The organism is Mycolicibacterium vinylchloridicum (assembly GCF_013404075.1).
GTDB classification, from domain to species: domain Bacteria; phylum Actinomycetota; class Actinomycetes; order Mycobacteriales; family Mycobacteriaceae; genus Mycobacterium; species Mycobacterium vinylchloridicum.
In genome coordinates, this window is record NZ_JACBJQ010000033.1 from 17,890 (window position 1) to 42,946 (window position 25,057).

A 25,057-nucleotide genomic window follows, 5' to 3' on the forward strand; every position below is an offset into this window, starting at 1 on the left:
TAACTCCCTTTCCCCTTTCGGGACTAGAAAAATTCAATCGGAGCGATCTACGCAAGGTCTTCAACAGAGGCAGATTCGTTGCGCGACAAGTTGATTCCCAGGTTCGCGGCAGCGCGCTCCAGGTCCTCGTCGTCACCATCACGCATCTCGATTGCCGCGCCGTCCGAAGACAGCACCTCAACGTTCAAGCACAGCGACTGCAGCTCCTTGAGCAGCACCTTGAACGACTCCGGAATGCCCGGCTCGGGGATGTTCTCGCCCTTGACGATCGCCTCGTAGACCTTGACCCGGCCGACGGTGTCGTCGGACTTGATGGTCAAGAGCTCCTGCAGCGTGTACGCCGCGCCGTAGGCCTGCATGGCCCAGCACTCCATCTCACCGAATCGCTGACCACCGAACTGCGCCTTACCACCGAGCGGCTGCTGGGTGATCATCGAGTACGGACCGGTCGAGCGGGCGTGGATCTTGTCGTCCACCAGGTGGTGCAGCTTCAGGATGTACATGTAGCCGACCGTCACCGGGTACGGGAACGGTTCGCCGCTGCGGCCGTCGTACAGCACGGCCTTGCCGTCACCGTTGACAAGAACTTCTCCGTCCCGGTTGGGCAGCGTCGAGCTCAGCAGACCCTGCAGCTCCTCCTCGCGGGCACCGTCGAACACCGGCGTGGAGACGATGGAGTTCGATGGTGACTCCAGCATGTCCTGCGGCAGATTGGCCGCCCACTCCGGAGTTCCGTCGACCTTCCAGCCGGTCTTGGCCACCCACCCGAGGTGGGTTTCCAGGATCTGGCCGATGTTCATCCGTCGCGGCACACCGTGGGTGTTCAGGATGATGTCCACCGGGGTGCCGTCCGGAAGGAACGGCATGTCCTCGACGGGCAGGATCTTGCCGATGACGCCCTTGTTGCCGTGGCGTCCGGCGAGCTTGTCGCCGTCGGAGATCTTGCGCTTCTGGGCCACGTAGACGCGGACCAGTTCGTTGACACCGGCGGGCAGCTCGTCGTCGTCCTCGCGCGAGAACACGCGAATGCCGATGACCTTGCCGGACTCACCGTGCGGCACCTTGAGCGACGTGTCGCGAACCTCGCGAGCCTTCTCACCGAAGATGGCGCGCAGCAGGCGCTCCTCGGGGGTCAGCTCGGTCTCGCCCTTCGGGGTGACCTTGCCGACCAGGATGTCGCCGTCACGGACCTCGGCGCCGATGCGGATGATGCCGCGCTCGTCGAGATCGGCCAGCACCTCATCGGAGACGTTCGGGATGTCCCGGGTGATCTCCTCGGCGCCCAGCTTGGTGTCGCGGGCATCGATCTCGTGCTCTTCGATGTGGATCGAGGTGAGCACGTCCTCCTCAACCAGACGGTTGGAGAGGATGATCGCGTCCTCGTAGTTGTGGCCTTCCCACGGCATGACGGCCACGAGCAGGTTCTTGCCCAGCGCCATCTCACCGTTTTCGGTGCACGGCCCGTCGGCGAGTACCTGACCTGACTCGACCCGCTGCCCGGCATCCACGATCGGACGCTGGTTGGCGCACGTGCCGTGGTTGGAGCGGGCGAACTTGCGCATCCGGTAGGTGTGCCGGGTGCCGTCGTCGGCCATCACGGTGATGTAGTCGGCCGAGACCTCCTCGACGACGCCCGCCTTGTCCGTGACGATGACGTCACCGGCGTCGATCGCGGCACGCAGCTCCATGCCCGTGCCCACCAGCGGTGCCTCGCTGCGCACCAGCGGAACCGCCTGGCGCTGCATGTTGGCACCCATCAGGGCGCGGTTGGCGTCGTCGTGCTCGAGGAACGGGATCATCGCCGTCGCGACCGACACCATCTGGCGCGGCGAGACGTCCATGTAGTCCACCTCGGTCGCCGAGACGAACTCGACCTCGCCACCCTTACGGCGAACCAGGACGCGCTCTTCGCTGAAGCGGCCATTGTCGTCGGTCGGCGAGTTGGCCTGCGCCACGACGTGGCGGTCCTCCTCGTCGGCGGTCAGGTAGTGGATGTCGTCGGTGACAACACCGCCCTCGACCTTCCGGTAGGGCGTCTCGATGAAGCCGAACGGGTTGACCCGTGCGTACACCGAGAGCGAACCGATCAGGCCGATGTTCGGACCTTCCGGGGTCTCGATCGGGCACATCCGGCCGTAGTGGCTGGAGTGCACGTCGCGGACCTCGAGGCCGGCGCGCTCGCGGGACAGACCGCCGGGGCCCAGCGCCGACAGGCGGCGCTTGTGGGTCAGACCCGACAGCGGGTTGTTCTGGTCCATGAACTGCGACAGCTGGCTGGTGCCGAAGAACTCCTTGATCGCCGCCACGACGGGACGGATGTTGATCAGGGTCTGCGGCGTGATCGCCTCGACGTCCTGGGTGGTCATCCGCTCGCGGACGACGCGCTCCATCCGGGACAGACCGACCCGGATCTGGTTCTGGATCAGCTCGCCGACGGTACGCAGACGACGGTTGCCGAAGTGATCGATATCGTCGACCTCGACCGGAACCTCGACGCCACCCGGGGCGGTCATCGTGGTCTGGCCCTCGTGCAGGCGCACCAGGTACTCGATGGTCGCGACGATGTCCTCTTCGGTCAGCGTCGAGCTGGTGATCGGCTGGCCGGCGTTGAGGCCCAGCTTCTTGTTGACCTTGTAGCGGCCCACCCGGGCCAGGTCGTAGCGCTTGTCCTTGAAGAACAGGTTCTCCAGCAGGGTCTGCGCGGACTCCTTGGTCGGCGGCTCGCCCGGACGCAGCTTGCGGTAGATGTCCAGCAACGCCTCGTCGGTGCCGGCGGTGTTGTCCTTCTCCAGCGTCGACATCATGATCTCGGAGAAGCCGAAGCGTTCCCGGATCTGCTCGTTGGTCCAGCCGAGCGCCTTCAGCAGCACGGTGACCGGCTGGCGGCGCTTGCGGTCGATGCGCACACCGACGGTGTCGCGCTTGTCGACGTCGAACTCCAGCCACGCACCGCGGCCGGGGATCACCTTGACGCTGTGCAGCGTCTTCTCGGTGGACTTGTCGATGCTCTCGTCGAAATACACACCCGGCGAGCGGACCAGCTGGCTCACCACGACACGCTCGGTGCCGTTGATGATGAAGGTGCCCTTCTCGGTCATCATCGGGAAGTCACCCATGAAGACCGTCTGGCTCTTGATCTCGCCGGTGTTGTTGTTGATGAACTCGGCCGTGACGAACAGCGGGGCCGCGTACGTCATGTCCTTGTCTTTGCACTCGTCGACCGGAGCCTTGACCTCGTCGAAACGCGGGTCGGAGAAGCTCAGCGACATCGAGCCCGAGAAATCCTCGATCGGCGACAGTTCGGTGAGGACCTCTTCGAGGCCACCCACCGGGTTGACGTCGCCACGCGCCTCAGCGATCGCGCGCCAGCGCGGCGACCCGATCAGCCACTCGAACGACTCCGTTTGGACGTCGAGCAGGCCGGGTACCTCTAGCGGCTCGCGCAGCTTGGCGAAGGAAATTCGTTTTGGTGCTCCGGGGACGGAGTTAGAAGTAGTAGTCGTTTTGCTCTGGCTAGAGACTGCCAAGATGCATCCTTCCAGCACCTAATGCGACGGCCGGAGGTGATCCGAGAAGTCGCGATATCTGCGTCGGTTCGGCTGGCCTACTCGAGGCCGCCTCGTCCAGACGCACACAACAGCAAACAGGTCTCTGAGCTGGAATGTCTGAGGTCAGACTTAGGGACCGGCGGTGTCAGGTGCAGGTTGAGGTGGGCAGGATGCAGCCAGCGCAACGTCCAACAATAGCGGAAGACGGCGCATTCCTCAACAAGCTGATGCCGGGCGGGCTGACGCTGGCTGGCGATCTGACTACCCATGCACACATGCTGGAGAACAGACTGACCCGTTTGCGCCTTTCCGTCAAGGGATAACGCGGCGTTTGGTGTGGAAAATTGCCGGTTGGACCACCTCAGACGGTCACCGTCGACGGGTACTGCCGGGTCCTGGTGATCGGCCCCCACACCCCGAGTTGGCGGGCCCGGGTCACCAGCGCGCTGTACTCGTCACCGGGGATCGACTGGTCCCGGGTGAGGATGTAGCCGGAGAACCCGGTCGGATCGCTGACGATCACCCATTGATAGGCGGGGTCGTAGTCGAGGATCCAGTAGTTACCCGGCTCGGCGGCGTTCGGCGTCTGGTTGAAGAACGCGACGTCCAGGCGCGTGTTGACGCCGGCGTTGACCGATACGGCGGTTCCGGTGATCTGACTCGCCGGGCCATTGGGCCCGATGTAGTTGCCGGAGTTCTGGACGCGGACCGAGCCGTCGGTGTTCAGGGTGTACACCGCTTTGGTGTTGACCAGCCCCCACGCGAACGGCAGCTTCACACTGCCCTGCTCGTACCAGGGCTGGCCGTCGGCGTACTGGGCGACGTCGACCGGCGGCGGCGCCGGCAGCGTTGCGGCCCCGGCCTGACCCATGACGATCGGCTGGTTCGGGACGTACGTGCCGTCGTTGGGGCTGCCGTAGATGCCGTAGACCGGATCGGTGGGCCCCTTGCCCGCGTAGATGTCGTTGATCCAGCCCGAGGCGAACGTCCGCACCGCCGTCTTGCCCCCGGGCGGCGACGGCTTGACGATGATCGTGCTGAGCAGCTCCCCCAGCAGACCGAAGGGGTTGTCGCCGGCGATGACGTCGGTGTGCGAGCCGTTGTCGATCTGCACGCCGTAGAACTGGTTGCCGTAGAAGGCCTGCATCAGCTCGGTCGCCACCCCGTAGGCATTCCAGCGCTGCGGCGGCGCGGCGATCTGGTAGTCCGGGATACCGGCCGCCTGCAGCGCGGTCAGCGAGTCGGTGAACAGCGGGTCGCGCGAGACACCGTCGAACATCACCACGCCGAGCAGATTGTCGACCTGATCGGTCTGGGTGATCAGCGCACCGACCGCGGTGGCGAAGTTGCCGCCGGCCGAATGCCCGGTGAGCAGGAACTTCTCCGGCAGCGTGCCGCTGAGACCGGCAGCGTTGGCGCTGATGTTCAGTGCCGAACGGCTGCCCTCGAACATCCCGGCGACCGCTTCGCGCATCTCTTCGCCGCCCAGGTAGCAGCCCGGGCACAGCGGGGTGTCGAACCAGAAGATGTCCGGCACCACCACGATGCTGTTGGTCTCCTGGGCCAACTGCTGAGCCGCGGTTCCGTACCAGTCGTTGAAGCCGAGGAACCCGTGCTGCAACCAGATCACACCGTTGGCCGCGACGGTGCCGTCGGCCTGGGTCGGGAAGTACCAGTTGGCAGGGGCGGCGTAGCCGTTCGGGCCGCAGGGGATGTTCAGAACGGACGACCCGAACCGGACTCCGGTGACACCGTTGCCGACCGAGACGACGGGATTGTCGGGATCCAGCCCGTTGTCACCGCTGTTGACCGGCGCCGGCAGCGGGGTGCCGAAGAACCCGGCGACCACGTCGACCAGCCCTTTGACGAGCTTGTCGACCAATCCCAATTGGTTGGCTTCCGCCGCGGGTAAGCCGACCGCGGCGGTCGGTCCCATGATGATCTGCTGATTGGCGGCCGGATAGAAGCCGTACTGCGGAGCCTCGGGTGTCGCACCGGCGTACATGTCGTTGATCCAGCCGTTGCTCAGCGTGTAGACCGCCGCGGTGTTTCCGGCGGGTACCCGCTTGGTCACCAACTGCAGTACCAGGTCGAACAGCGGGTTGACCCCCAGCATCGAGTCGACGTGCGAGCCGTTCTGCAGGACGACGCCGATGAACGTGCCGGGCAGCGTCGCGGCCAACACGTTGGTCGTCGCGCCGAACAGATTCCAGCTCTGCGCAGGCGCGGCGATCTGGTAAACCGGCTTGTTCGCGGCGGCCAGGTCGGCGACCTGGCCGGCGAACGATCCGGTCAGGGCGCCGTTGGACACCCCGTCGAACATCAGCACACCCACCAGATCGGACGGGTCGTACTGGGCGTCGGCACCGTCCAGGTAGTCGTCGGCGACGGCGATGGCAAAGCCCCCGCCTGCCGAATGGCCGGCCAGCACGAAACGCTCTGGGAGTGCCATCCCGGTGAAGCCGGCCGCGGTGGCGCTGCTCAGCAGCGTGGCGCGGTCCGGTCCGAGCAGGGCTGCCGCGTCCTGCTGGGTCAGCTCGCAGGTGAGGCAGCCGCCCGAGAACGTGATCGGAATAGAGGACAGGGTCGGCGCCACCACGATGCTGTTGGTCTGCTGCGCCAAGTCCTTGGCCAGCGCCGAGTAGAAGGTGTTGGTTGCCCCGAATCCGTGCTGGAGCCAGATGACGCCCTGGGCGTCGACGCTGCCGTCGGCCTGGGTGGGGAAGTACCAGTCGGCGGCGACGGTCTTACCGATGAACGCCCCGGGAAGATCGAGTCGGGAATGGCCCACCAACACACCGGTCACCCCGTTGGTCGGCGCCCCGGGCAACGTGGTCGATGCGGTCACCGGCGCGCTCGCCGTGGTGGTGGCGGCAGGGATGGCTGCCCCCAGGTTGGCGAGCACGCTGAGCGCCGCGCTGGCCAGCAGATCGGATGCCGGTGCCGACGGCGGCGTGGCCAGCGACCGCATCCCGGCCCGACGGGAGGTGGCGACACCGGCGGTGACGATCTTCGGCGTGGACGTCGCGACAGCCGCGGGGCTCGATTTCTGTCCAGCGAGGGGCGAGCGCGTCGACCGCGTGGCAGCCCGGCGGCTCGCGCCGGTGGACTTGCCCGCAGTCGACGACGACGCGTTCGACGACGCCTTCGCACCGCCACTGTCGTTGTTGTCGGCATGGGCCACAGCGGATCCGGACAGCAGTGCCGCACCCAACCCCACCACCATCGCGCCGGTGCTGAACAAGACTTGACGTTGCGTCATCGCTGACCTGCCTCTCCCAAATTGACGACTGGAAAGTATTCGGCGCCGACGCCCTTCCGGATCGAAATCCCATCCGCGGGTCGGGACGTCATCGAATCGTCAGGCGGCGATCGAGCGGGCCGCAGCGGTGGCCGGCTGCGTCGGCAAGACGATGGCGGCGGTGGGCCCCATGATGATCGGCTCCCCGGCCGATCCGTAGAGCCCGAACCGCGGGGCGGCCGGCCCGGCACCGACGGAGAAATCGTTGATCCAGCCCGCCGCCAGCGTGTGCACCGCGGACGCGTTACCGGGCGCCGACGGCCGGACGAAGATGGCGGCGAAGAAGTCGAAGAACGGGTCCGAACCGATCACCGAGTCGGTGTGTGAGCCATTGACCAGTTCGACACCGACGAACTGGTCCGGGCGCTCGGCGACCAGCTGCGTGGTGGTCGTACCGAAGGCATTCCACGGCTGCGCAGGCGCGGCGATCTGATAGACGGGAATGCCGTCGAGAGTGGCCAGTGCATCGGCGAACCCGGTGCCGTTGGCAACACCGTCGAACATCACCACACCGAGTAGGTGGTTGTCGTCGCCGGGGGCCAGGGAATTGATGTAGTCGCTGCCGGCGGCCACGGCCAGTCCTCCACCCGCGGAATGGCCGGAGAGCGTGAAGTCTTCGGGGAGCGTCCCCTGATATCCGGCGTTGGCGGCGCTGATGATGAGCGCGGCGCGCCCACCGAGGAACAGGTCGGCGACGCCCTGCTGCATGGCCGGGTTGTTGATGGTGCAGGTCGGGCAGGTCAGCGGTGCGAACGACGGCAGTGTCGTCGCGACCACGATGCTGTTGGTCTGCTGCGCCAGCGACCTCGCCAACACGGTGTAGAAGGACTTGTTGGCCAGGAATCCGTGCTGCAGGTAGATGATGCCGTTGGCCTGCACCGAGCCGTCGGCCTGAGTCGGGAAGTACCAGTCGGCGGGGGCGTTGTAGATCCTGGATCCGACCTGGATCGTCAGCGTGGTGTTGCCGGTCTTCACGCCGGTCACACCGTTGGCGGTCGGTGACGCGACCGCCGTGGGGTTCGGTGCGGCCGGTGTGACGGTGGCCGTGCTCGGCGCGCCGCCGAAGATCAGCGGCATGACGAAAGCGGTCCACTTCTTCATCAGGTTCTCGATCGGTCCGAGCTGGCTGGCCAGCGGTGTCGGCAGCACGACCGCGGAGGCGTCGCCCATGATGATCGGCTGGCCTGCGGTGCCGTAGAGGCCGTACTGCGGGGCTCCGGGGCCGGCGCCGACGTAGAAGTCGTTGATCCAGCCGGTGCTGAGGGTGTCGACGGCGGCGGTGTTGCCCGGCGGCGAGCGCTTGGTGACCAACTGGGCGAAGAAGTCGATGACCGGGTTGCTGCCGAGCATCGCGTCCACGTGCGAGCCGTTGGTCAACACGACGCCGACGAACTGATCGGGCCGCAACTGCACGAGTTCGTCGGTGGTGGTGCCGAACGTGTTCCAGGTCTGTGCGGGGGCGGCGATCTGATAGAGGGGAATGTCGAGGGTGTCCAGGCTGGCGATCGCCTGCGGCAGTGTGCCGTTCATATTGACGCCGTCGTACATCACAACGCCGAGCAGATGGTTCTCGCCGCTCTGGCCCAAGTCGTCGACGTAGTAGCCGCCCACCGACGACGACCACCCGCCGCCGGCGGAGTGCCCGGCCAGGATGAAGTCCTCCGGCAGCGCGCCCAGATATCCGGCCTGACTGGCGCTGATCGTCAACGCCGAGCGGTCGCCGAGGAACATCGTGGCCGCGGCCTTCTGCATCGGCACCCCGTAGAGGGTGCAACCGCCACACCTGAGCTGCGGGAACGACGGCAGCGTCGGAGCCACCACGATGGAGTTGGTGTCCTGCGCGAGCTGGGTGGCCAGCGCCGAATAGAAGGATTTGTCGGCGAGGAATCCGTGCTGCAGCCAGATGACGCCGTTGGCCTGCACCGAACCGTCGGCCTGGGTCGGGAAGTACCAGTCGGCCGGCGCGTTGAAGCCGCCGTTGACCGGGATCGTCAGCGTCGAATGCCCGACCTTCACTCCGGTGACGCCGTTGGTGGCCGGCGGGGTGACAACCGACTGCGCCGACGGGGACGCCGCGGCGGGACGGGCGCTGGTGCCGGTCGCGGGCGGGGCCGTCGGATCCGCGCCGAAGACGGACAGCACGGAGGCCAGAACCTTCGCCGGGGCGATCGAGGCGCGTCGAGCGCTCGCCTGCCGACCGGCGGCGGGCGCCGACTCGGCGGCCGCTTTCGGAATGCGCATCCCGGAGACGACGGCTACTGGCGCCGACCGGTGCCGACCGGTCGCGGCCGCGGCCGGCGAGGAATGGGTCGACGACTGCGAGGTGGACGGGCCCGAACGGTCGGCGCTGGCGCCGGTGTCGGCCGCCGCGGTGCCGCTGCCTGCCAGCAGGGCCGCGCCGATGCCGGCGAAGACGGCTACCGTCCCCCACCAGATCCGCCGGTCGCGTAGCACCCAGCCTCCTCAACCTCGCGGCAAACGCTAGCCGAGTCAGGGGGCGGGCAAGCCAGTTTTTCCTCGAATGGCCCGAAAAGCAGCTAACACCCGCGCAATTGGATGCACGGGTGTCAGCTGGACAGGCGCCGGAAGCGGGTTAGTTCCCGTCCTCGCCAGCGAAGGTGTGGCTTGGCAGTTTGTGGGTGCCGTCGAGGTCGTCGCGGATGGCTTCCTGGGCGGCCGGGGGCAGGGTGTGCAGGATCTGTCGCACCCGCTCCTGGCGGCGGCGCACCGCGTCCCGCTCGGGCATGCCGGGGGTGACGGTCAGCTGCGGGGGCACGCCTTCGATTTCCTCGACTCCACCGTCGTGGTGGCCGGCGTCGACCAGGGCCTGCTCTTCGGCCATCTGCGCCTCGTCCTTCTCCTCCGACATGCCGATCGGACCGATCCGGCGGCCGTTGAGGAACTGGCGCACCACCGGCTCATCGGAGGTCAGCAGCACCTCGCGGGGACCGAACATCACCAAGTGCTTGCGGAACAGCATGCCGATGTTGTCGGGCACCGTGCGCGCGATGTTGATGTTGTGCGTCACGATCAGGATCGTCGCGTCGATCTGGGCGTTGATATCGATCAGCAGCTGGCTCAGATACGCGGTACGCACCGGGTCCAGACCGGAGTCGGGCTCGTCGCAGAGGATGATCTTGGGGTCGAGCACCAGTGAGCGGGCCAGGCCGGCGCGCTTGCGCATACCGCCGGAGATCTCACCGGGGAACTTGTTCTCATCGCCACCGAGACCGACCATGTCGAGCTTTTCCATCACGATCTGACGGATCTCGGATTCCTTCTTCTTCGTGTGCTCACGAAGCGGGAACGCGGTGTTGTCGAACAGGTTCATCGACCCGAACAGCGCACCGTCCTGGAACATCACCCCGAACAGCGTGCGGATCTCGTAGAGCTCCTTGGCCGAGCACTCGATGATGTTGGTGCCGTCCACGATGATCTTGCCGCGCTCGGGGCGCAGCAGACCGATCAGCGACTTCAAGAACACGGACTTACCGGTACCCGACGGGCCCAGCAGAACGCTGACCTCACCGGCGGGGATATCGAGGGTGACGTCCTCCCAAATTCGCTGGGAACCGAACGACTTCGTCAACCCCTCGACCTGAATAGCAATACCCACGCCAGATCCTTCCGCCCACACCGGTCAGCCACCGCCGCGATGGCCTGTGGTTTGAGTCACTGTAGCGCACGCCGATTGGCGCCACTGAGTTTGTGTACCTAGCCGTTATTGACGACCGCGGCACCCCGGTACGGCTTGGTTGCTCCCATGAGCGGGACAAGAAAATCCCCCGCAGGCAACACTGCCCGCGGGGGATTTCTGTGAAAAGACCTACTTGACGGTGACCGATGCGCCTGCGGCCTCGAGCTTGGCCTTGGCCTCCTCGGCGGCCTCCTTGTTGACCTTCTCGAGCAGCGGCTTGGGAGCGCCGTCGACGAGGTCCTTGGCCTCCTTGAGGCCCAGGCCGGAGACGATCTCGCGGACGACCTTGATGACGCCGATCTTCTTGTCGCCGGCGCCCTCGAGGATGACGTCGAACTCGGACTGCTCCTCGGCGGCCTCGGCCGGGGCACCGCCGGCGGCGGGGCCGGCAGCCGCGACGGCGACCGGAGCGGCGGCGGTGACGTCGAAGGTCTCCTCGAACTGCTTCACGAACTCAGAGAGCTCGAGCAGGGTCATTTCCTTGAACGCGTCGAGCAGTTCGTCGGTGGACAGCTTTGCCATGGTGATTCCTATCTATCTATGGGTGGTGGGTGGTCTCAGGCGGCGGATTCTTCGCCGGCCTTCTTCTCTTGCAGAGCTGCGGCCAGGCGGGCGACCTGGGACGCGGGCGCCACGAACAGCGCCGCGGCCTGGGACTGCTTCGCCTTCATGGCGCCGGCCAGCTTGGACAGCAGCACCTCGCGCGACTCGAGATCAGCGATCTTCTCGACGTCGGAGACGGACAGCGCTTTGCCGTCCATGTAGCCGCCCTTGATGACCAGGGCCTTGTTGTCCTTGGCGAACTTTTTGATCGCCTTGGCGGCGTCGACGGGCTCACCGGAGATGAACGCGATCGCGGTCGGTCCGGCGAACAGATCGTCGAGGCCCTCGACACCGGCCTCGGACGCCGCACGCTTCACCAATGTGTTCTTGGCGACGGTGTACGTCGTCTCTTTGCCCAGTGACCTGCGCAGCTCGGCAAGGTTGGACACCGTCAGGCCGCGGTACTCGGTGACGACGGTGGCCGTCGCCTCCTTGAACTTCTCGGCGATGTCGGCGACCGCGGTGGCCTTGTCAGCCTTGGCCATGCTTGCCTCCTCGTGATGGTTTCACCGCCGGAGGTCCGGAAACGACAAACGCCCCGACACAGGACAGGTCGGGGCGCACAGAAAGTACTGGTACCTCGTCCTCCTGCGTGGGCCGCCCGGGAATCCGGGACCTTCAACCGATTGCTCGGTGACCGACGGTCTTCGGTGGAACTGAGCAAGGATAGCGTGCGCCGCCGCTCACCTCCTAATCGCGCGAGCTGAACTGCCCGCGCAGCAGGGCGGCCGCCCCCACCAGGCCGGCGTCGCCGCCCAGCTCCGCGGGCACCACCCGCAGCCCGGAGATGAAGTCCAGTCCCGCGTACGTCTTGAGCTGGGCACGTAGCGGGTCGAACAACAGCGGCCCGACCTGGGCCACCCCGCCGCCGACGACCACGAGGTCCAGGTCGCAGACCGCGCCCACCGAGGCGATCATCGCGGCGATCGCCCGGGCGCCCCGGTGAAAGGCCCGCAGCGCAATGTCATCCCCGGACCCGGCCGCCTCGGCCAGCTCCTTGGCGTCGGCGCCGGCCCAACCTTGGGTACGCGCCCAGGCGGCCAGGTGCGGCCCGCTGGCGATCGCCTCCACACAACCCCGCGCCCCGCAGACGCACGGCGGCCCGTCGGGGTCGACGATGACGTGCCCGACGTGGCCCGCGTTGCCGGTGCGGCCGTGATAGGGCGCGCCGTCGAGGACGAGTCCGCCGCCGATGCCGGTGGACACCACCATGCCGAGGAGGAACGCCGCGCCCTGCCCGGCTCCGCGCCAGTGCTCCCCCAGCGCCATGCACAGCCCGTCGCCGCCGAGCCGGACGGGCACGCCGGGGACGGCGGCGGCGACCCGGTCACGGATCGGGAAGTCGCGCCAGGCGGGAATGTTGATGGGGCCGGTCGTTCCATCCGGCACGTGGATGGGTCCGGCCGAGGAGATCCCGACGCCGTCGACGGATCCGCCGGCCTCGGTGAGTGCGTCGGTGATCGCCCGGCGCGCAGCGGCCCACACCTGTTCGGGGTCGTCGCTGTGCGGGGTGGGCTGACGGGTCTTGTAGAGCAGCCGCCCGTCGGCGTCGACGAGACCCGCGGCGATCTTGGTGCCGCCGATGTCCAAGGTGAGTGTGCTCATGCTCATCAGTGCTTGTGGGTGTTGTCGGGCTGACGCGGATCGCCGGGGTGTTCGTAGCCCGGCGCCAGCCACACCAGGTCGGCGCGGCGCTGATCGAGCCACATCCGGAACCGGCGCCGCCGGGCGGCACCACGCAGGTGCTCGACGATCAGCGGCCGCACCTCGGACAGCTCCGGTTCGGACGCCACTAGCCAGCCCGCACTCCCGGTGAACCGCAAAAACCTTCGGGGGTTTCGGGTGTGGAAATCGGCGACGGTGTCGTCGTCGACGTCGACGTCCTCGGTGAGGCAGGCGAACACCGCGCGGGCAATTGGGTCGGCCAGCACTGCCGCGGCAATGCTGCCGATCTCCAGCCGCGCAGTCTCGTCGGGCAGCAGATCGTCCTCGCCGGGGGTGGCCGCGGTGACGGTGACGCCGAGGGTTTCGGCCTCGCGGGCGACCAGCCGCTCGGCCACCACGAGCTGGGTGAGCCAGCGCCGCAATTGCCGCCCCTCGGTGGTGTGCGGGCGGGGCAGCGCGGCGACTTGCGGCGCGGCCCGCAGCGCCGCTTCGCGGGCGTCGACCTCGCCGACGTCCACGCCCACCCCGGCGACGGTGGCCGCGATGGTCACCGGACCGTCACCCCCACGGCAGGCGTGTACAGCAACCGGCCCGCGCAGCCGATCCGGATCAGCGCCCACCAGGTTCCCGGCGTCACCCCCGGCGGCGGCGCGACGTCGAAGGCCACCTCAACCGTCGACCGGGCGCCGATAACGGCGCCGCGGGCAGCCGGGCCGATCCACTCCCAGGTCCCCCACGGGCTGACGAGGTGGGCCTCCAGCGGCAGGTCGGTGTGGGCCGCGCTGGCGACGGTGACCGCAAGCCGGGCCCGCTCGCCGGCGGCGACGACGACCTCGGCCGGCTCGGTGACCAGTCGCACCAGCTCTTCGTCGGGTGCGCCGACCGAGACGACGCAGATGTCTTCGACGGGCTGGCGCCATGCCGCGGGCACGTCCCCGCCCAGGGTGAGCTGCGCGCGAATCGGATAGTGGCCGGGCGCGACATCGGGCGGCACGCTGATGAGAACCTCGGCTTCGCGGTGGTGGCCGGTGGGCAGCTCGAAGGACAGCGCGCGCGGTTCCACGGTCCAGCCGCGGGGCCCACGCAGCCGCACCTCCCCGGCCAGGGTCGCGTCGCTGCAGTCGCTGGCCGCGGTCAACCGGAGACGCAGCTGCTCACCGGGTCCGGCGCTGACGGCTTCGGGATGCAGATGCGCCACCGCAGGCAGGCCGCCCAGCGGAGCGGGGCCGCGATTGTGCAGCCAGTACCGGGCGTACAGCGGCTGGGCGTGTTCGGCCTCGGGGGCCAGGGCCGCACCGTCGGCATCGAGGACGGCATGGACGTCGAGCCGGGCCAGCAGGGTTGCAATCTGGTAGCCGTGTAGCCGCTGCGGCCGCTCACCGTCACCGCGCGCGCTCTCCAGCAGATCGGCCGACACCACCGCCGACACGCCGCCCACACCCGAGGAAATGCCGACTTCGGTTGCGGTTCCCCGGGTTTCGACCAAACGGATGGTGACATCCTCGGGGTCCACCGCGGCGGAACTTCCCGTGGCGGTGGGATTCCCGCCGATCTTGAGCGCCGCCAGGCTCACCGCGCCGGCCGGTTCGACGCGCAGCAGCGACCCGTCCGCGGCCAGGGCGCCGGTCCCGTCGGCAGACAAGGCTCCGGCCCCTTCGGCGGCCACGACGCAGACCATCGGGTGGTTGAATTCGGCGCTACGGGAGGGCATGTCAACCTCACGCCAATCACCTCGCCCGGACACCAGTGCGAAGTCGAAAGTGTGGGTCCAGTGTTGCAGCGCAAAGTTGGACCCGTCGGGCATCTTTCGCTGCGGCGGGTCGATCCACACTCCCGACGGCCAGCCCGTGCACGACCGCATCAGCGAGCTGTGCAGGGTGTGATCGGGCTCGACCGCGAAGCCGGGCACGCCGCGGTTGAGCAGTGCGACCGTGCGCGATTCGGACTCGTCCAGCCCTGATGGCGCGTGTTGGGTGACGTCGATCTGCGCATCGCCGAGATCGTCGATGAGGTCCGCGAGGCCACCGTCGACGATGAGGACCGGAAGATCACGCACACCGCGCAGGTCGGCGTCGGGTTGCCATACCTCGGCCAGCGGCCGGGTGGCGGGCACCCACACCCGCGCTTGCCCGCCCGCCGAGAGCTGGCGGTGCAGTTCCGCGGTGTAGGCGTGGTCGGCGGCGGCCAGCACCGCGGCCGTGAAGGCGTTGACGTCGGGGCCGCCCAACGCGATGCGCGCGTCCGGCAGATTGGAGTCGACGTCGAGGTGGCCATAGCGCGGACGCTCCGCACTGCTGCAGGTGGCGGTGACCCCGGCGCGCACGAGCGCCACCATCAGTTCCCGCGCGCTGGGGGTGTCCTCGGCAGGTACCACCACCTCGGCCACCGATACCGCGCGAGCGCCGGGCCCGACCCGGATCCGGGCCGCCGACGACAGGCCGAACCAGCCGTGCGCCGGATTGTCCAGTGTCCAAGGGTGTTCGGCGGAGTCCAGTGCTCGGTCCTCGCCGGAGGCATGGTCGTGCATCAGCCCGAACCCACGCCCGATCACGGCGTCGCCGACCTCGCTGACCGGCAGCGCGCCGGGCACCGGGCAAGGCCAACGCAGCCGCACCAACCGGTCGGCGCCGGTGAACTCGTCGATGGTGGTGCTGATGTCCACCCGGTCGATTCCGTCCCACAACGTCAGCACCTGGGTGTAGCGCAGTAACTCGTCGATGTGGCCTGTCACCACGATCCGCTCACCGAGCGGACAGCGGTACGCCTGGACCGAATCTGCAACCGCCGCACTAGAACACGTCACCGGTCCGGTCGGGAGCAGATGCCACGGGCCCTCTCCCGCCTTCGGGTGGGCCGGATATTCGTCGTAGACGGCCAGCTCGTTGCCGACCCGGCCGGGCGCGATCAGCTCATGATCGGAGGACAGCTCGACCAGCGAATCCACCCCACCGCCGCGCGCAGGATCGACCCGCAACCGGTGAAAGTCGTTGGCGATCTCGGTCCCATCGGCCGGCAGCCAGCCGGTGGGGTGATCGGCGGTCACCAGCCGGTAGCTGCGCCATCCCAGCGAGTCGACGCTCGCCGCACGCCAGCTCACCAGGTGACCGTCGCCGGAGACGACGGCGGGGCTCGTCACTCCCGCCGAGTCCACCACCGACGCACCCAGGCCGACGGGTTCGTCCAGTCGAACGGTCACGATATCGGTTCTGTTGTGCGCCAACGGGTTCCACACCAGAACCGATCCTGTCTCGGTCGCCGCAGCCTGCGTCAGCAGTTTCAGCGCCCCTGACCGCGCCGCGGAGCCGAGTTCCCAGGCGTCGCGCCAGCTGGTCAGCAGGTCGAGGTACACCTGATCGGACTCCGAGCCGGTGATCCCGTCGTGGTGGGCGCCGTAGGCCAGCTGCACCCATGCCTTGGCCAGCGCAGCCTCCGGGTAATGCGCACCGGAGAGCAGTGCGGCGAACACCGCGAACCGTTCGGCACCGAGCACCGCATCCTCGGCGGCTCGGTTGGCCTGCTTGGTGTCGATGTAGGAGACGTCCTTGCCGGTGTAGATCGGGTTCATATCGCGGGTTTGCGGCGACGGAGTCACGCCCGCGGCGCGCACGGCCGCGAAGAATTCGGACGGCAGCGCGCACACGAACCTCGGCCACGTGTAGCGGGCGTTCCAGTCGCGGTGGATCTCGGTGACCCAGGTGTTGGGCGGGGTGTAGTCGGTGCCGACGGGCAACAGCACATTGCGGGTCAGCGCCACCGATTTCAGCTCCGAAAACAGCTGATAGGTGGCCTGTTCGGCCTCGGCCAGCGATGCCGCGGAATCCATCCACCAGCCCGCCGAGTAGTGCGCCGGCATGTAGTGGGTCAGCAGGCCCAGACCCGACGGCGCGATCCACTCGAACTCACTGCGGAATTGCATGCGCCTGGGATCGCCGTCGTGTCCGTTTTCGGCGGCCATCGGCCCCCACTGGTGATGCGGCCCGCGGGCCCACGAGCTCGACGTCAGGCCCGCGTCGGCGGCCATCCCCGGGAACTGCGGGTCGTGGCCGAAGACGTCGAGCTGCCAGGCAGTGGCCGGCGAGGCACCGAGAATGTCGCGCTGGTAGCCCATTCCGTGCACGAAGTTGCGGATCGCCGTCTCGGCACCGACCAGGTTGGTATTGGGCTCGTTGTATGTTCCGCCCATCACCTCCACCCGCCCGTCGGCGATGAAGCGGCGCAGATCGGCGCGGTCCTCGGGGTGGGTGTCGAAATATGGCTTGAGGTAATCGACTTCGGCGAGCACGAACTTGTAATCCGGGTCGCGGCGGGCCATGTCGAGGTGGGCGGCCACCAACGCGAACCCGTTGTTCTGCCGGGCCCGGCCGGGCGGGTGCTCGGTCCACAGGCTGGTGTAGGCGCCCTGGGTGTTCCACCACACCGGGTCGTAGTGGAAGTGGCTGATCATGTACATCGTCCAGCCCGGCTCGGCGACGACGAACTCGAACGGGAAGTCCGCGCCGACCCGAGCCGGCCGCCGTCCGCCGACGACCGGCCCCGAGACCGCAACCGGTACCTCGACGAGCCCGTCCCCCGGCGTCAGCGCGACAGCGTCGGATCTCAGGCCGTCGCCGGAGACCCGCGCGGTGTCCGATTCGCCGGCCCCGCGGTAGCCGATCCGGACCACCTGCAACGGCGCATCGGGCGGGCCGACGAACAACTCCGTCGACTCCGCGGAGGTAATCCGCACGCCAGCAAATCTACGGCCCCAACACCTCTCAGCGGAGCGACACGTCGATCACCAGCGGGCGATGATCCGAGATCGGTAACACCGGGGTGCACGCCTCGCCGGCCACGAGGTCGTCATGGTCGGTGAGGATGTGGTCGAGCTGGCGGTCCGGACAGTGCAGCGGGAACGTCGGGGCCACGCCCAGCGGGCGCAGCCCCGTTCGGCGGCGCTGCGCGGGCGCCCCCATGTTGAGATCGCCCATCAACACCCGCGGCCCCGGCAGTCCGCGCAGGTCCCGGATCAGGTGATTGAGCTGGAGGCGGTTCCAGCCGGGCACAAAGGACAAGTGGGTGTTGGCCACCGTGAGAACCCCGAGCGGGGTGTCGAATTGGGCCGCCATCGCCGCGCGGGGCTCCTCGTGGACGATCTGTACCCGGTTGGGGCCGGGCAGATACATCGGGAATCGCACCGGGATTCGGGGCAACCGCAGCACCTGCCACGAAATCGCCGGGTACCGCGAGAGCAGCGCGATGCCGTAGCCGGCGGTGCCCGGTTGTTCGCTGCCGGTCGCGGCCATCCACGTCGCCCCCGGCGTGCCGGCGATGGCGGCGACGAATCGGTGCGAGGCAGCGCCCATCGCCGCGGCGGCAACCGCAGTGAGATCGGCCAGCGACGAGCGTGGCTGCTCGCGGTCGACCTCCTGCAGAGCCAGCACATCAGGGTTCAGCCGGCGAATGCACGACGACAGCCGCTCCAGGCTGACCTGGCCGTCATCGAGACTGCGACCGTGCAGGATGTTGAAGGTAGCCAGCCGCATGGGTACCTGATACCCAGGCCGGCCCGAAATATTGCTCGCGTCTCGGCATCACCGGCTGCCGGCAGCGGCCAGCAGCGCCGACATCGCCAGCGCGCCGGCGGCGACGGCGGCGGGTTCGAGTACCTCGAAAGCGACGCCGGGCATCGCCAGATACAGCACCAGCGTCTGCGGGTCGTCGGCTCCGGCGACGACGACGCAGGTGTCGGGGCCGTCCTCCTCGATGGTCACCGATGTCGGCGAGAAGTGCTGGTCCATAACACTTTTAGGCGCTTGGTAGCGCACCCTGGCGACGTGGCGGTAAGGCGAGGTGGTGATGGCGCGCCGTACGTAGGCGGCGGCGTCTGGCGCATCGCGGGCGGTGAAGGTGGTACCCCTGGCACGCACCTGCGCCATCCGGTCCAGCCGCAGGCTGCGCCAGTCCTGCCGGTCGCGGTCGTAGGCGAACAGATACCAGCGCCGGCCCGTGGTGACGAGCTGATAGGGCTCGAGGCGGCGGCTGCTCGGGGCACCGGCGCGGTCGACGTAGTCAGTGTCGACATGTTCGCGGTCGCGGCAGGCCCGCGCCAGCGTCATCAGGATCTCCGGGTCAACCGGGGACTCGGCCTCGAGGGTCAGGGTGACGGTGGCGTCGTGTACCGCGGCGACCTGCGAACGCAGCCGCGCGGGCATCACCTGGTCCAGTTTGGTCAACGCCCGCAGGGCGGCCTCACCGACGCCGGTGACGCTCCCCCCGGCGGCCAGCCGCAGGCATACGGCCATCGCGACGGCCTCGTCGGAGTCGAGCAGCAGCGGCGGCAGCGCGGCACCGGCGCCGAGCTGATAACCGCCGCCGTGGCCGGTGCTGGCGTGGACGGGATATCCGAGGTCACGGAGTCGCTCGACGTCGCGGCGGACACTGCGCGGGGTCACGCCGAGCCGTTCGGACAGCTCCTCGCCCGACCACACCCGCCTCGATTGCAACAGGCCGAGCAGCTGCAGTACCCGGCTCGTCGTCCGCGACATCGCTCCAGTCTGACTCAGTCTGCGGACAGAAACTGTCCGCAATGCATGAAAGTCTACGGCTATGACCTGGACCACCCAGCTTGCCGACCAAATCGACTGGCATTGGCACAACGCGTTGCGCCCCCGACTGGAGGGCCTGAGCGACGACGAGTACTTCTGGGAGCCGGTGGCGGGGTGCTGGACGGTGCACGGGGACGGTTCCGGCGGGCAAGAGCGAAGCGACCCGGGGAAGGTCACCGTCGATTTCGCCTACCCGCCACCTACGCCCGAGCCGTTCACCACGATCGCCTGGCGGCTGGCGCATGTCATCGTCGGCGTGCTGGCCATGCGCAACCACTCCCATTTCGGCGGTCCGCCCGCCGACTATCAGAGCTGGCCGTATGCCACCGATGCCGACACCGCACTGGCCCAACTCGACGACGTCTACGCGCACTGGATCACCGGCGTGCGAGGCATGTCCGAGGACGACCTCGCGCGTGCGTGCGGGCCGGCAGAAGGGCCCTATGCCGACTACGCGCTGTCCGAACTGATCCTGCACATCAACCGGGAGATCATCCACCACGGCGCCGAAATCGCTTGTCTCCGAGACCTATACATCCACAGGCCGCTGAGTAGCTGAAAGGACCATCATGCCCACCCTCGCACCACCCGTCCACGACGAGCGGCACGCCCTGCGCGAGTTCCTCGCCTACCAGCAGAGCGCCTTCGTCGCCGTCGCCCACGGGTTGACCGACGAGCAGGCCCGCTGCACCCCGACGGCCAGCGCGCTGTCGATCGGCGGACTGATCAAACATGCGACCGGCGTGCAGCGCGGCTGGATGCAACGGGTCGCCGCAGCACCGCACGAACCGCGCGCCGACAACCGCCCCTTCGAGGAACGGGCCGCGGAATACCAGGACGAGCACGTGATGCGGCCCGACGAGACGTTGGCGCAGCTCGTGGCCGCCTTCGTCGCACAGAACGCCGATTCGTTGCGGCTGGTGGAGACGGCCGATCTGGACGCCGCGGTGCCGGTGCCACGCGATGCTCCGTGGTTTCCCAACGACGTCGAATCCTGGTCAGTGCGATGGGTGTTCTCTCATCTGATCACCGAGCTCGCCAGGCACGCCGGCCACGCCGACATCATCCGCGAAACCCTGGACGGCGCAACGATGTACGAGCTCGTCGCCGCCGCGGAGGGTATGGAGCCACAGCCGTGGCTGACGCCATGGCAACCGAAGTCGTGAGGTGAACACGCCGCCGTGACCGGCGTCGCTGCGCGACTGTGAAATTGGTGGTATTGATCGCCGATTTGGCACACTTCAAGGATGAGTTCGACCAAACACCGCGAAGTAGCCAAGCTCGATCGCGTTCCGTTGCCGGTCGAGGCCGCCCGCATGGGAACCACTGGCTGGCAGCTCACCCGCACCGGCGCCCGCGTGCTCGGCACGCTGCCCGGGCGGGGGCGCTGGCAGGACAAGGTCATCAAGCAGATCCCACAGACCTTCGCCGACCTCGGTCCCACCTACGTCAAGTTCGGTCAGATCATTGCGTCCAGCCCGGGCGCATTCGGCGAAGGGCTGAGCCGCGAGTTCCGCGGGCTGCTCGACTCGGTGCCGCCGGCCGATACCGCCGAGGTACACAAGCTGCTCAAGCAAGAGCTCGGCGGCGACCCCGCCCAGTTGTTCGCCACGTTCGACGAGGAACCGTTCGCGTCGGCCTCGATCGCTCAGGTGCACTTCGCCACCCTGCACAGCGGCCAAGACGTCGTCGTCAAGATCCAGCGGCCCGGCATCCGCCGCCGGGTGGCCGCCGATCTGCAGATCCTGAAGCGGTTCGCCCAGCTCGTCGAGCTGGCCAAGCTGGGCCGTCGGCTGTCCGCCCAGGACGTCGTCGCCGACTTCTCCGACAACCTGGCCGAAGAGCTCGACTTCCGCATCGAGGCACAGTCGATGGAGGCCTGGGTGTCAGGCCTGCACGGTTCACCGCTGGGCCGCAATATCCGGGTGCCTGCGGTGCACTGGGAGTTCACCAGCGAGCGGGTGCTGACGATGGAGCGGGTGCACGGCGTGCGGATCGACGACGTCAAGGAGATCCGCAAGCAGGGTTTCGACGGCACCGAGCTGGTCAAAGCGCTGCTGTTCTCCACCTTCGAGGGCGGGCTGCGGCACGGCCTGTTCCACGGTGACCTGCACGCCGGCAACCTGCTGGTCGACGCCAACGGCCGCATCGTGTTCCTCGACTTCGGGATCATGGGCCGCATCGACCCGCGCACCCGCTGGCTGCTGCGCGAGCTCGTCTACGCATTGCTGGTCAAGAAGGACCACGCGGCCGCCGGCAAGATCGTGGTCCTGCTGGGCGCGGTGGGCACCACCAAGCCCGAGAAGGAGGCCGCCAAGGACCTCGAGGCGTTCGCGGCCCCACTGAGCCTCAAGACGCTCGGGGACATGTCCTACGCCGACATCGGCAAGCAACTGTCCACATTGGCCGACGCCTACGACGTGAAGCTGCCGCGCGAGCTGGTGCTGATCGGCAAACAGTTTCTCTATGTCGAGCGGTACATGAAGCTGCTCGCACCCAAGTGGCAGATGATGAACGACCCCCAGTTCTCCGGCTACTTCGCCAACTTCATGGTCGAGGTCAGCCGCGAACACCAGAGCGACGTCGAGGTCTGATGGAAATCCGTTCCGGCACAGCCACAGTAAGCGACGAGGTAGAAATCTACTTCGAGGACATGGGTAATCCCGGCGACCCACCGGTCCTGCTCGTGATGGGACTGGGCGCTCAGCTTCTACTGTGGCGCAACGGCTTCTGCGAGAAGCTGGTCAGCCAAGGCTATCGGGTCATCCGCTATGACAACCGCGACGTCGGGCTGTCGTCCAAACTGCACGGCCAGCGGGCCGGCGGCCGGTTCGTGCCGAACCTGTTGCGCTCCTACATCGGTCGCCCCAGCCCATCGGTCTACACGCTGGAAGACATGGCGGACGACGCGGCAGCGCTGCTCGATCATCTGGGGCTGGACCGGACCCATGTGGTGGGGGCGTCGATGGGCGGGATGATCGCGCAGATCTTCGCCGCGCGGTACAGCCACAAAACGAATGCTCTGGGAATCATCTTCTCGTCCAACAACTCTGCACTTCTGCCTCCCCCGGCACCGCGCGCGCTGCTGTCGCTGATCACCGGGCCGCCGCCGAACTCGCCACGAGAGGTGATCGTGGAAAATGCGGTCCGGGTCGGCAAGATCCTCGGCAGTCCCGGCTATCCGTTGCCCGACGAGCAGGCTCGCGCGAATGCGATCGAGGCGTACGAGCGCGCGCACTACCCCCAGGGCATCGCCCGGCACTTCAGCGCGATCCTCGGCAGCGGCAGCCTCAAGCGCTATGACCGGCAGATCACCGCGCCGACCGTGGTCATGCACGGTCGCGCCGACAAACTGATGCGCCCGTCGGGCGGTCGCTCGATCGCGTCGGCGATTCCGAACGCGCGGCTGGTCCTGTTCGACGGCATGGCCCACGACCTGCCCGAGCCGCTGTGGGACGACATCGTCGGTGAGCTCAAGACCACATTTGCCGAGGTCAACTAGCTAATAATGGTGCGCTTGGGACTCGTCTAGTGCCAGCCTCACCGGCTAGCATCAGTTCTGCACAAGCGGTAACCGCACAATCCCAACGGGGGGGATTCGTCGTTGCTGCCTGAAGCAGTCAATGCGAAAGGCACACCAGCATGGCCAAACGGCTCCAACCTCATTTTGAGGACGTACAGGCCCACTACGACCTGTCTGACGACTTTTTCCGGCTTTTCCTCGACCCGACCCAGACCTACAGCTGCGCCTACTTCGAACGCGACGACATGACGTTGGAGCAGGCCCAGATCGCCAAGATCGACCTGGCGCTGGGCAAGCTCGGCTTGCAGCCGGGGATGACCCTGCTCGACGTCGGCTGCGGGTGGGGCGCCACCATGTTGCGCGCCCTGGAGAAATACGACGTCAACGTCATCGGCCTGACGTTGTCGAAGAACCAGCGTGACCACGTCGAGCAGGTTTTCGCCGACTCCGAGAGCCCACGCGACAAGCGGATCGAACTTCGGGGCTGGGAACAGTTCGACGAACCCGTCGACCGGATCGTGTCGATCGGCGCCTTCGAGCACTTCGGCTTCGACCGCTACGACGACTTCTTCGCCATGGCCCATAAGGTCCTGCCCGACGACGGCGTGATGCTGCTGCACACCATCACGTCGTTCACGTTTGAAGACATGGCGCAGCGAAAGGTCCCGCTGACCTTCGAGGCGGCGCGGTTCGCGAAGTTCATGCTCACCGAGATCTTCCCGGGCGGCCGCCTGCCGACGGTCGAGAAGGTGGAGGACCACTCCACCAGGGCCGGTTTCATACTTACTCGGGTTCAGTCACTCCAGCCGCACTATGCGCGCACACTGGATTGCTGGGCAGAGGCGCTGCAGGCCAACCGGGACAAGGCCATCGAGGTGCAGTCCGAGGAGGTCTATGAGCGCTACATGAAGTACCTCACCGGATGCGCGCGCGGATTCCGGGTAGGGTACATCGACGTCGATCAGTTCACGCTTGAGAAGCAGGCGAACGAAACGCCCGGTTCACCTACCGTTTGATCGCCGTTCCGGTGGGTCGAGACGGTATGGTCCAGATCACATCGTGCATACTGGCGCGCAGAACCACTCGCGGGGGCAGTCACGCAGTGAGACAAGAAAAATCAGGAAGGCTTAACACTCATGCCCGAGGCAACTGAAACCAAGGACATGCGGCCCCATTTCGAAGAAATTCAGGCGCATTACGACCTCTCGGACGACTTCTTCGGTGTCTTCCAAGACCCCACCCGCAAGTACAGCTGCGCATACTTCACCGGTCCGAATGCCACCCTCTCCGAAGCCCAGATCGCCAACGTCGACCAGCACCTCGACGCGCTTGACCTCAAGCCCGGCATGACCCTGCTCGAGGTGGGCTGCGGTTGGGGCCTGACGTTGCGGCGCGCGATGGAGAAGTACGACGTCAACGTCATCGGCCTGACGCTGTCGAAGAACCAGAAGGCCTACTGCGAACAGCTGTTGAGCAAGGTCGACTCCGGACGCACGTTCGATGTTCGACTCGAAGGCTGGGAGCAGTTCCACAGCCCCGTCGACCGGATCGTGTCGATCGAGGCCATCGAGCACTTCGGCTTCGAGCGTTACGACGACTTCTTCAAGAACTCGTTCGACATCATGCCCGACGACGGCCGGATGACCATCCAGAGCAGCTGCGGCTACCACCCCGACGATCTGGCGGCTCGCGGCAAGAAGCTGACGTTCGAGCTGGCCCGCTTCGCCAAGTTCATGGTCGACGTCATCTTCCCCGGCGGTCGCATCCCGAGCACCAAGATGCTGGTCGAGCACGGCGAGAAGGCGGGCTTCGTTGTGCCCGAGCCACTGTCGCTGCGCAACCACTACATCAAGACCCTCGGTATCTGGGCGGCCCGCCTGGAGCAGCACCGGGACGAGGCGATCGCGGCTGCCGGTGAAGAGAGCTACAACAACTACATGCGGTACCTGACGGGCTGCCAGTACTACTACGTCGACGAAGCGATCGACGTCAGCCTGGTGACCTACCTCAAGCCAGGCGCCGCCTAGGTCTCCTACGCCCAGACCGACAAACGGCAGCGGAAGTTCGAGTAATTCGCGCCAAAGCGTCGATCTCGGCGACGCGTGTCGGATTGAGCGGGCGTCGTTCGTCAGACAG

Annotated in this window: 18 protein-coding genes; 7 read left to right on the top strand and 11 right to left on the bottom strand. The window is 67.3% G+C overall.

Annotated features, from left to right (window positions below):
- Positions 1-47 precede the first annotated feature (47 nt).
- Positions 48-3,545: a DNA-directed RNA polymerase subunit beta gene (rpoB, locus tag HPC46_RS23555; protein WP_179474431.1), complete on the bottom strand. Its 3,498-nt coding sequence runs from the start codon at positions 3,543-3,545 to the stop codon at positions 48-50.
- Positions 3,546-3,718: 173 nt separating this feature from the next.
- On the opposite strand from rpoB, the gene HPC46_RS23560 reads away from it, so the two are divergent.
- A complete protein-coding gene (locus tag HPC46_RS23560) occupies positions 3,719-3,871 on the top strand; it encodes a hypothetical protein (RefSeq protein WP_005143804.1) in 153 nt (50 codons plus the stop codon).
- A gap of 38 nt (positions 3,872-3,909) precedes the next feature.
- Here the strand turns inward: HPC46_RS23560 and HPC46_RS23565 are convergent, their stop codons facing one another.
- From HPC46_RS23565 to HPC46_RS23610, 10 genes are all read right to left on the bottom strand, one after another.
- A complete protein-coding gene (locus HPC46_RS23565; protein WP_179474433.1) occupies positions 3,910-6,810 on the bottom strand; it encodes a lipocalin family protein in 2,901 nt (966 codons plus the stop codon).
- Positions 6,811-6,909: 99 nt separating this feature from the next.
- Positions 6,910-9,303 carry a hypothetical protein gene (locus tag HPC46_RS23570; protein WP_179474435.1) on the bottom strand — a complete coding sequence of 798 codons (2,394 nt, stop codon included), beginning with the start codon at positions 9,301-9,303 and terminating at the stop codon, positions 6,910-6,912.
- A 139-nt stretch (positions 9,304-9,442) separates the two neighbouring features.
- A complete protein-coding gene (locus HPC46_RS23575) occupies positions 9,443-10,465 on the bottom strand; it encodes an ABC transporter ATP-binding protein (protein WP_179474437.1) in 1,023 nt (340 codons plus the stop codon).
- Positions 10,466-10,675: 210 nt separating this feature from the next.
- The gene (gene rplL / locus HPC46_RS23580; RefSeq protein ID WP_179474439.1) at positions 10,676-11,068 is read right to left on the bottom strand and encodes a 50S ribosomal protein L7/L12; all 393 of its coding nucleotides are present in this window, start codon (positions 11,066-11,068) and stop codon (positions 10,676-10,678) included.
- A 35-nt stretch (positions 11,069-11,103) separates the two neighbouring features.
- On the bottom strand, positions 11,104-11,634 hold the full coding sequence (gene rplJ, locus HPC46_RS23585) for a 50S ribosomal protein L10 (RefSeq protein ID WP_179474441.1): 531 nt from the start codon (positions 11,632-11,634) through the stop codon (positions 11,104-11,106).
- 205 nt (positions 11,635-11,839) lie between these two features.
- Positions 11,840-12,754: an ROK family protein gene (locus HPC46_RS23590; protein WP_179474443.1), complete on the bottom strand. Its 915-nt coding sequence runs from the start codon at positions 12,752-12,754 to the stop codon at positions 11,840-11,842.
- A 5-nt stretch (positions 12,755-12,759) separates the two neighbouring features.
- A complete protein-coding gene (locus HPC46_RS23595; protein WP_179474445.1) occupies positions 12,760-13,365 on the bottom strand; it encodes a DUF7158 domain-containing protein in 606 nt (201 codons plus the stop codon).
- Complete coding sequence (locus HPC46_RS23600; protein WP_179474447.1) at positions 13,362-17,540, bottom strand: glycoside hydrolase family 38 N-terminal domain-containing protein; 4,179 nt, start codon at positions 17,538-17,540, stop codon at positions 13,362-13,364. Before HPC46_RS23600 ends, HPC46_RS23595 begins: the two co-directional genes overlap by 4 nt.
- 28 nt (positions 17,541-17,568) lie before the next feature.
- Complete coding sequence (locus tag HPC46_RS23605) at positions 17,569-18,336, bottom strand: endonuclease/exonuclease/phosphatase family protein (RefSeq protein ID WP_179474449.1); 768 nt, start codon at positions 18,334-18,336, stop codon at positions 17,569-17,571.
- 48 nt (positions 18,337-18,384) lie between these two features.
- Positions 18,385-19,338, bottom strand: coding sequence for a helix-turn-helix transcriptional regulator (locus tag HPC46_RS23610; RefSeq protein WP_179474451.1), 954 nt, complete (start codon positions 19,336-19,338; stop codon positions 18,385-18,387).
- A gap of 61 nt (positions 19,339-19,399) precedes the next feature.
- On the opposite strand from HPC46_RS23610, the gene HPC46_RS23615 reads away from it, so the two are divergent.
- The 6 genes from HPC46_RS23615 (at position 19,400) to HPC46_RS23640 (ending at position 24,948) form a co-directional block, all read left to right on the top strand.
- Entirely contained in the window at positions 19,400-19,957 is a 558-nt protein-coding gene (locus HPC46_RS23615; RefSeq protein ID WP_179474453.1) for a DinB family protein, read from the top strand.
- A gap of 10 nt (positions 19,958-19,967) precedes the next feature.
- The gene (locus tag HPC46_RS23620) at positions 19,968-20,564 is read left to right on the top strand and encodes a DinB family protein (RefSeq protein WP_179474455.1); all 597 of its coding nucleotides are present in this window, start codon (positions 19,968-19,970) and stop codon (positions 20,562-20,564) included.
- Positions 20,565-20,645: 81 nt separating this feature from the next.
- Complete coding sequence (locus HPC46_RS23625; RefSeq protein WP_179474457.1) at positions 20,646-21,992, top strand: ABC1 kinase family protein; 1,347 nt, start codon at positions 20,646-20,648, stop codon at positions 21,990-21,992.
- Entirely contained in the window at positions 21,992-22,900 is a 909-nt protein-coding gene (locus HPC46_RS23630; RefSeq protein WP_179474459.1) for an alpha/beta fold hydrolase, read from the top strand. Before HPC46_RS23625 ends, HPC46_RS23630 begins: the two co-directional genes overlap by 1 nt.
- 140 nt (positions 22,901-23,040) lie before the next feature.
- Positions 23,041-23,937, top strand: coding sequence for a cyclopropane mycolic acid synthase family methyltransferase (locus tag HPC46_RS23635; protein WP_179474461.1), 897 nt, complete (start codon positions 23,041-23,043; stop codon positions 23,935-23,937).
- Positions 23,938-24,057: 120 nt separating this feature from the next.
- Complete coding sequence (locus tag HPC46_RS23640; RefSeq protein WP_179474463.1) at positions 24,058-24,948, top strand: cyclopropane mycolic acid synthase family methyltransferase; 891 nt, start codon at positions 24,058-24,060, stop codon at positions 24,946-24,948.
- The last annotated feature ends 109 nt before the right edge of the window (positions 24,949-25,057 follow it).

Coding starts and splice junctions, on each gene's coding strand:
- HPC46_RS23630 (WP_179474459.1), top strand. CDS start 21,992: ATGGAAATCCGTTCCGGCACAGCCACAGTAAGCGACGAGGTAGAAATC.
- HPC46_RS23565 (WP_179474433.1), bottom strand. CDS start 6,810: ATGACGCAACGTCAAGTCTTGTTCAGCACCGGCGCGATGGTGGTGGGG.
- HPC46_RS23635 (WP_179474461.1), top strand. CDS start 23,041: ATGGCCAAACGGCTCCAACCTCATTTTGAGGACGTACAGGCCCACTAC.
- HPC46_RS23620 (WP_179474455.1), top strand. CDS start 19,968: ATGCCCACCCTCGCACCACCCGTCCACGACGAGCGGCACGCCCTGCGC.
- HPC46_RS23610 (WP_179474451.1), bottom strand. CDS start 19,338: ATGTCGCGGACGACGAGCCGGGTACTGCAGCTGCTCGGCCTGTTGCAA.
- rplL (WP_179474439.1), bottom strand. CDS start 11,068: ATGGCAAAGCTGTCCACCGACGAACTGCTCGACGCGTTCAAGGAAATG.
- rplJ (WP_179474441.1), bottom strand. CDS start 11,634: ATGGCCAAGGCTGACAAGGCCACCGCGGTCGCCGACATCGCCGAGAAG.
- HPC46_RS23590 (WP_179474443.1), bottom strand. CDS start 12,754: ATGAGCACACTCACCTTGGACATCGGCGGCACCAAGATCGCCGCGGGT.
- HPC46_RS23625 (WP_179474457.1), top strand. CDS start 20,646: ATGAGTTCGACCAAACACCGCGAAGTAGCCAAGCTCGATCGCGTTCCG.
- HPC46_RS23605 (WP_179474449.1), bottom strand. CDS start 18,336: ATGCGGCTGGCTACCTTCAACATCCTGCACGGTCGCAGTCTCGATGAC.
- HPC46_RS23560 (WP_005143804.1), top strand. CDS start 3,719: ATGCAGCCAGCGCAACGTCCAACAATAGCGGAAGACGGCGCATTCCTC.
- HPC46_RS23615 (WP_179474453.1), top strand. CDS start 19,400: ATGACCTGGACCACCCAGCTTGCCGACCAAATCGACTGGCATTGGCAC.
- HPC46_RS23640 (WP_179474463.1), top strand. CDS start 24,058: ATGCCCGAGGCAACTGAAACCAAGGACATGCGGCCCCATTTCGAAGAA.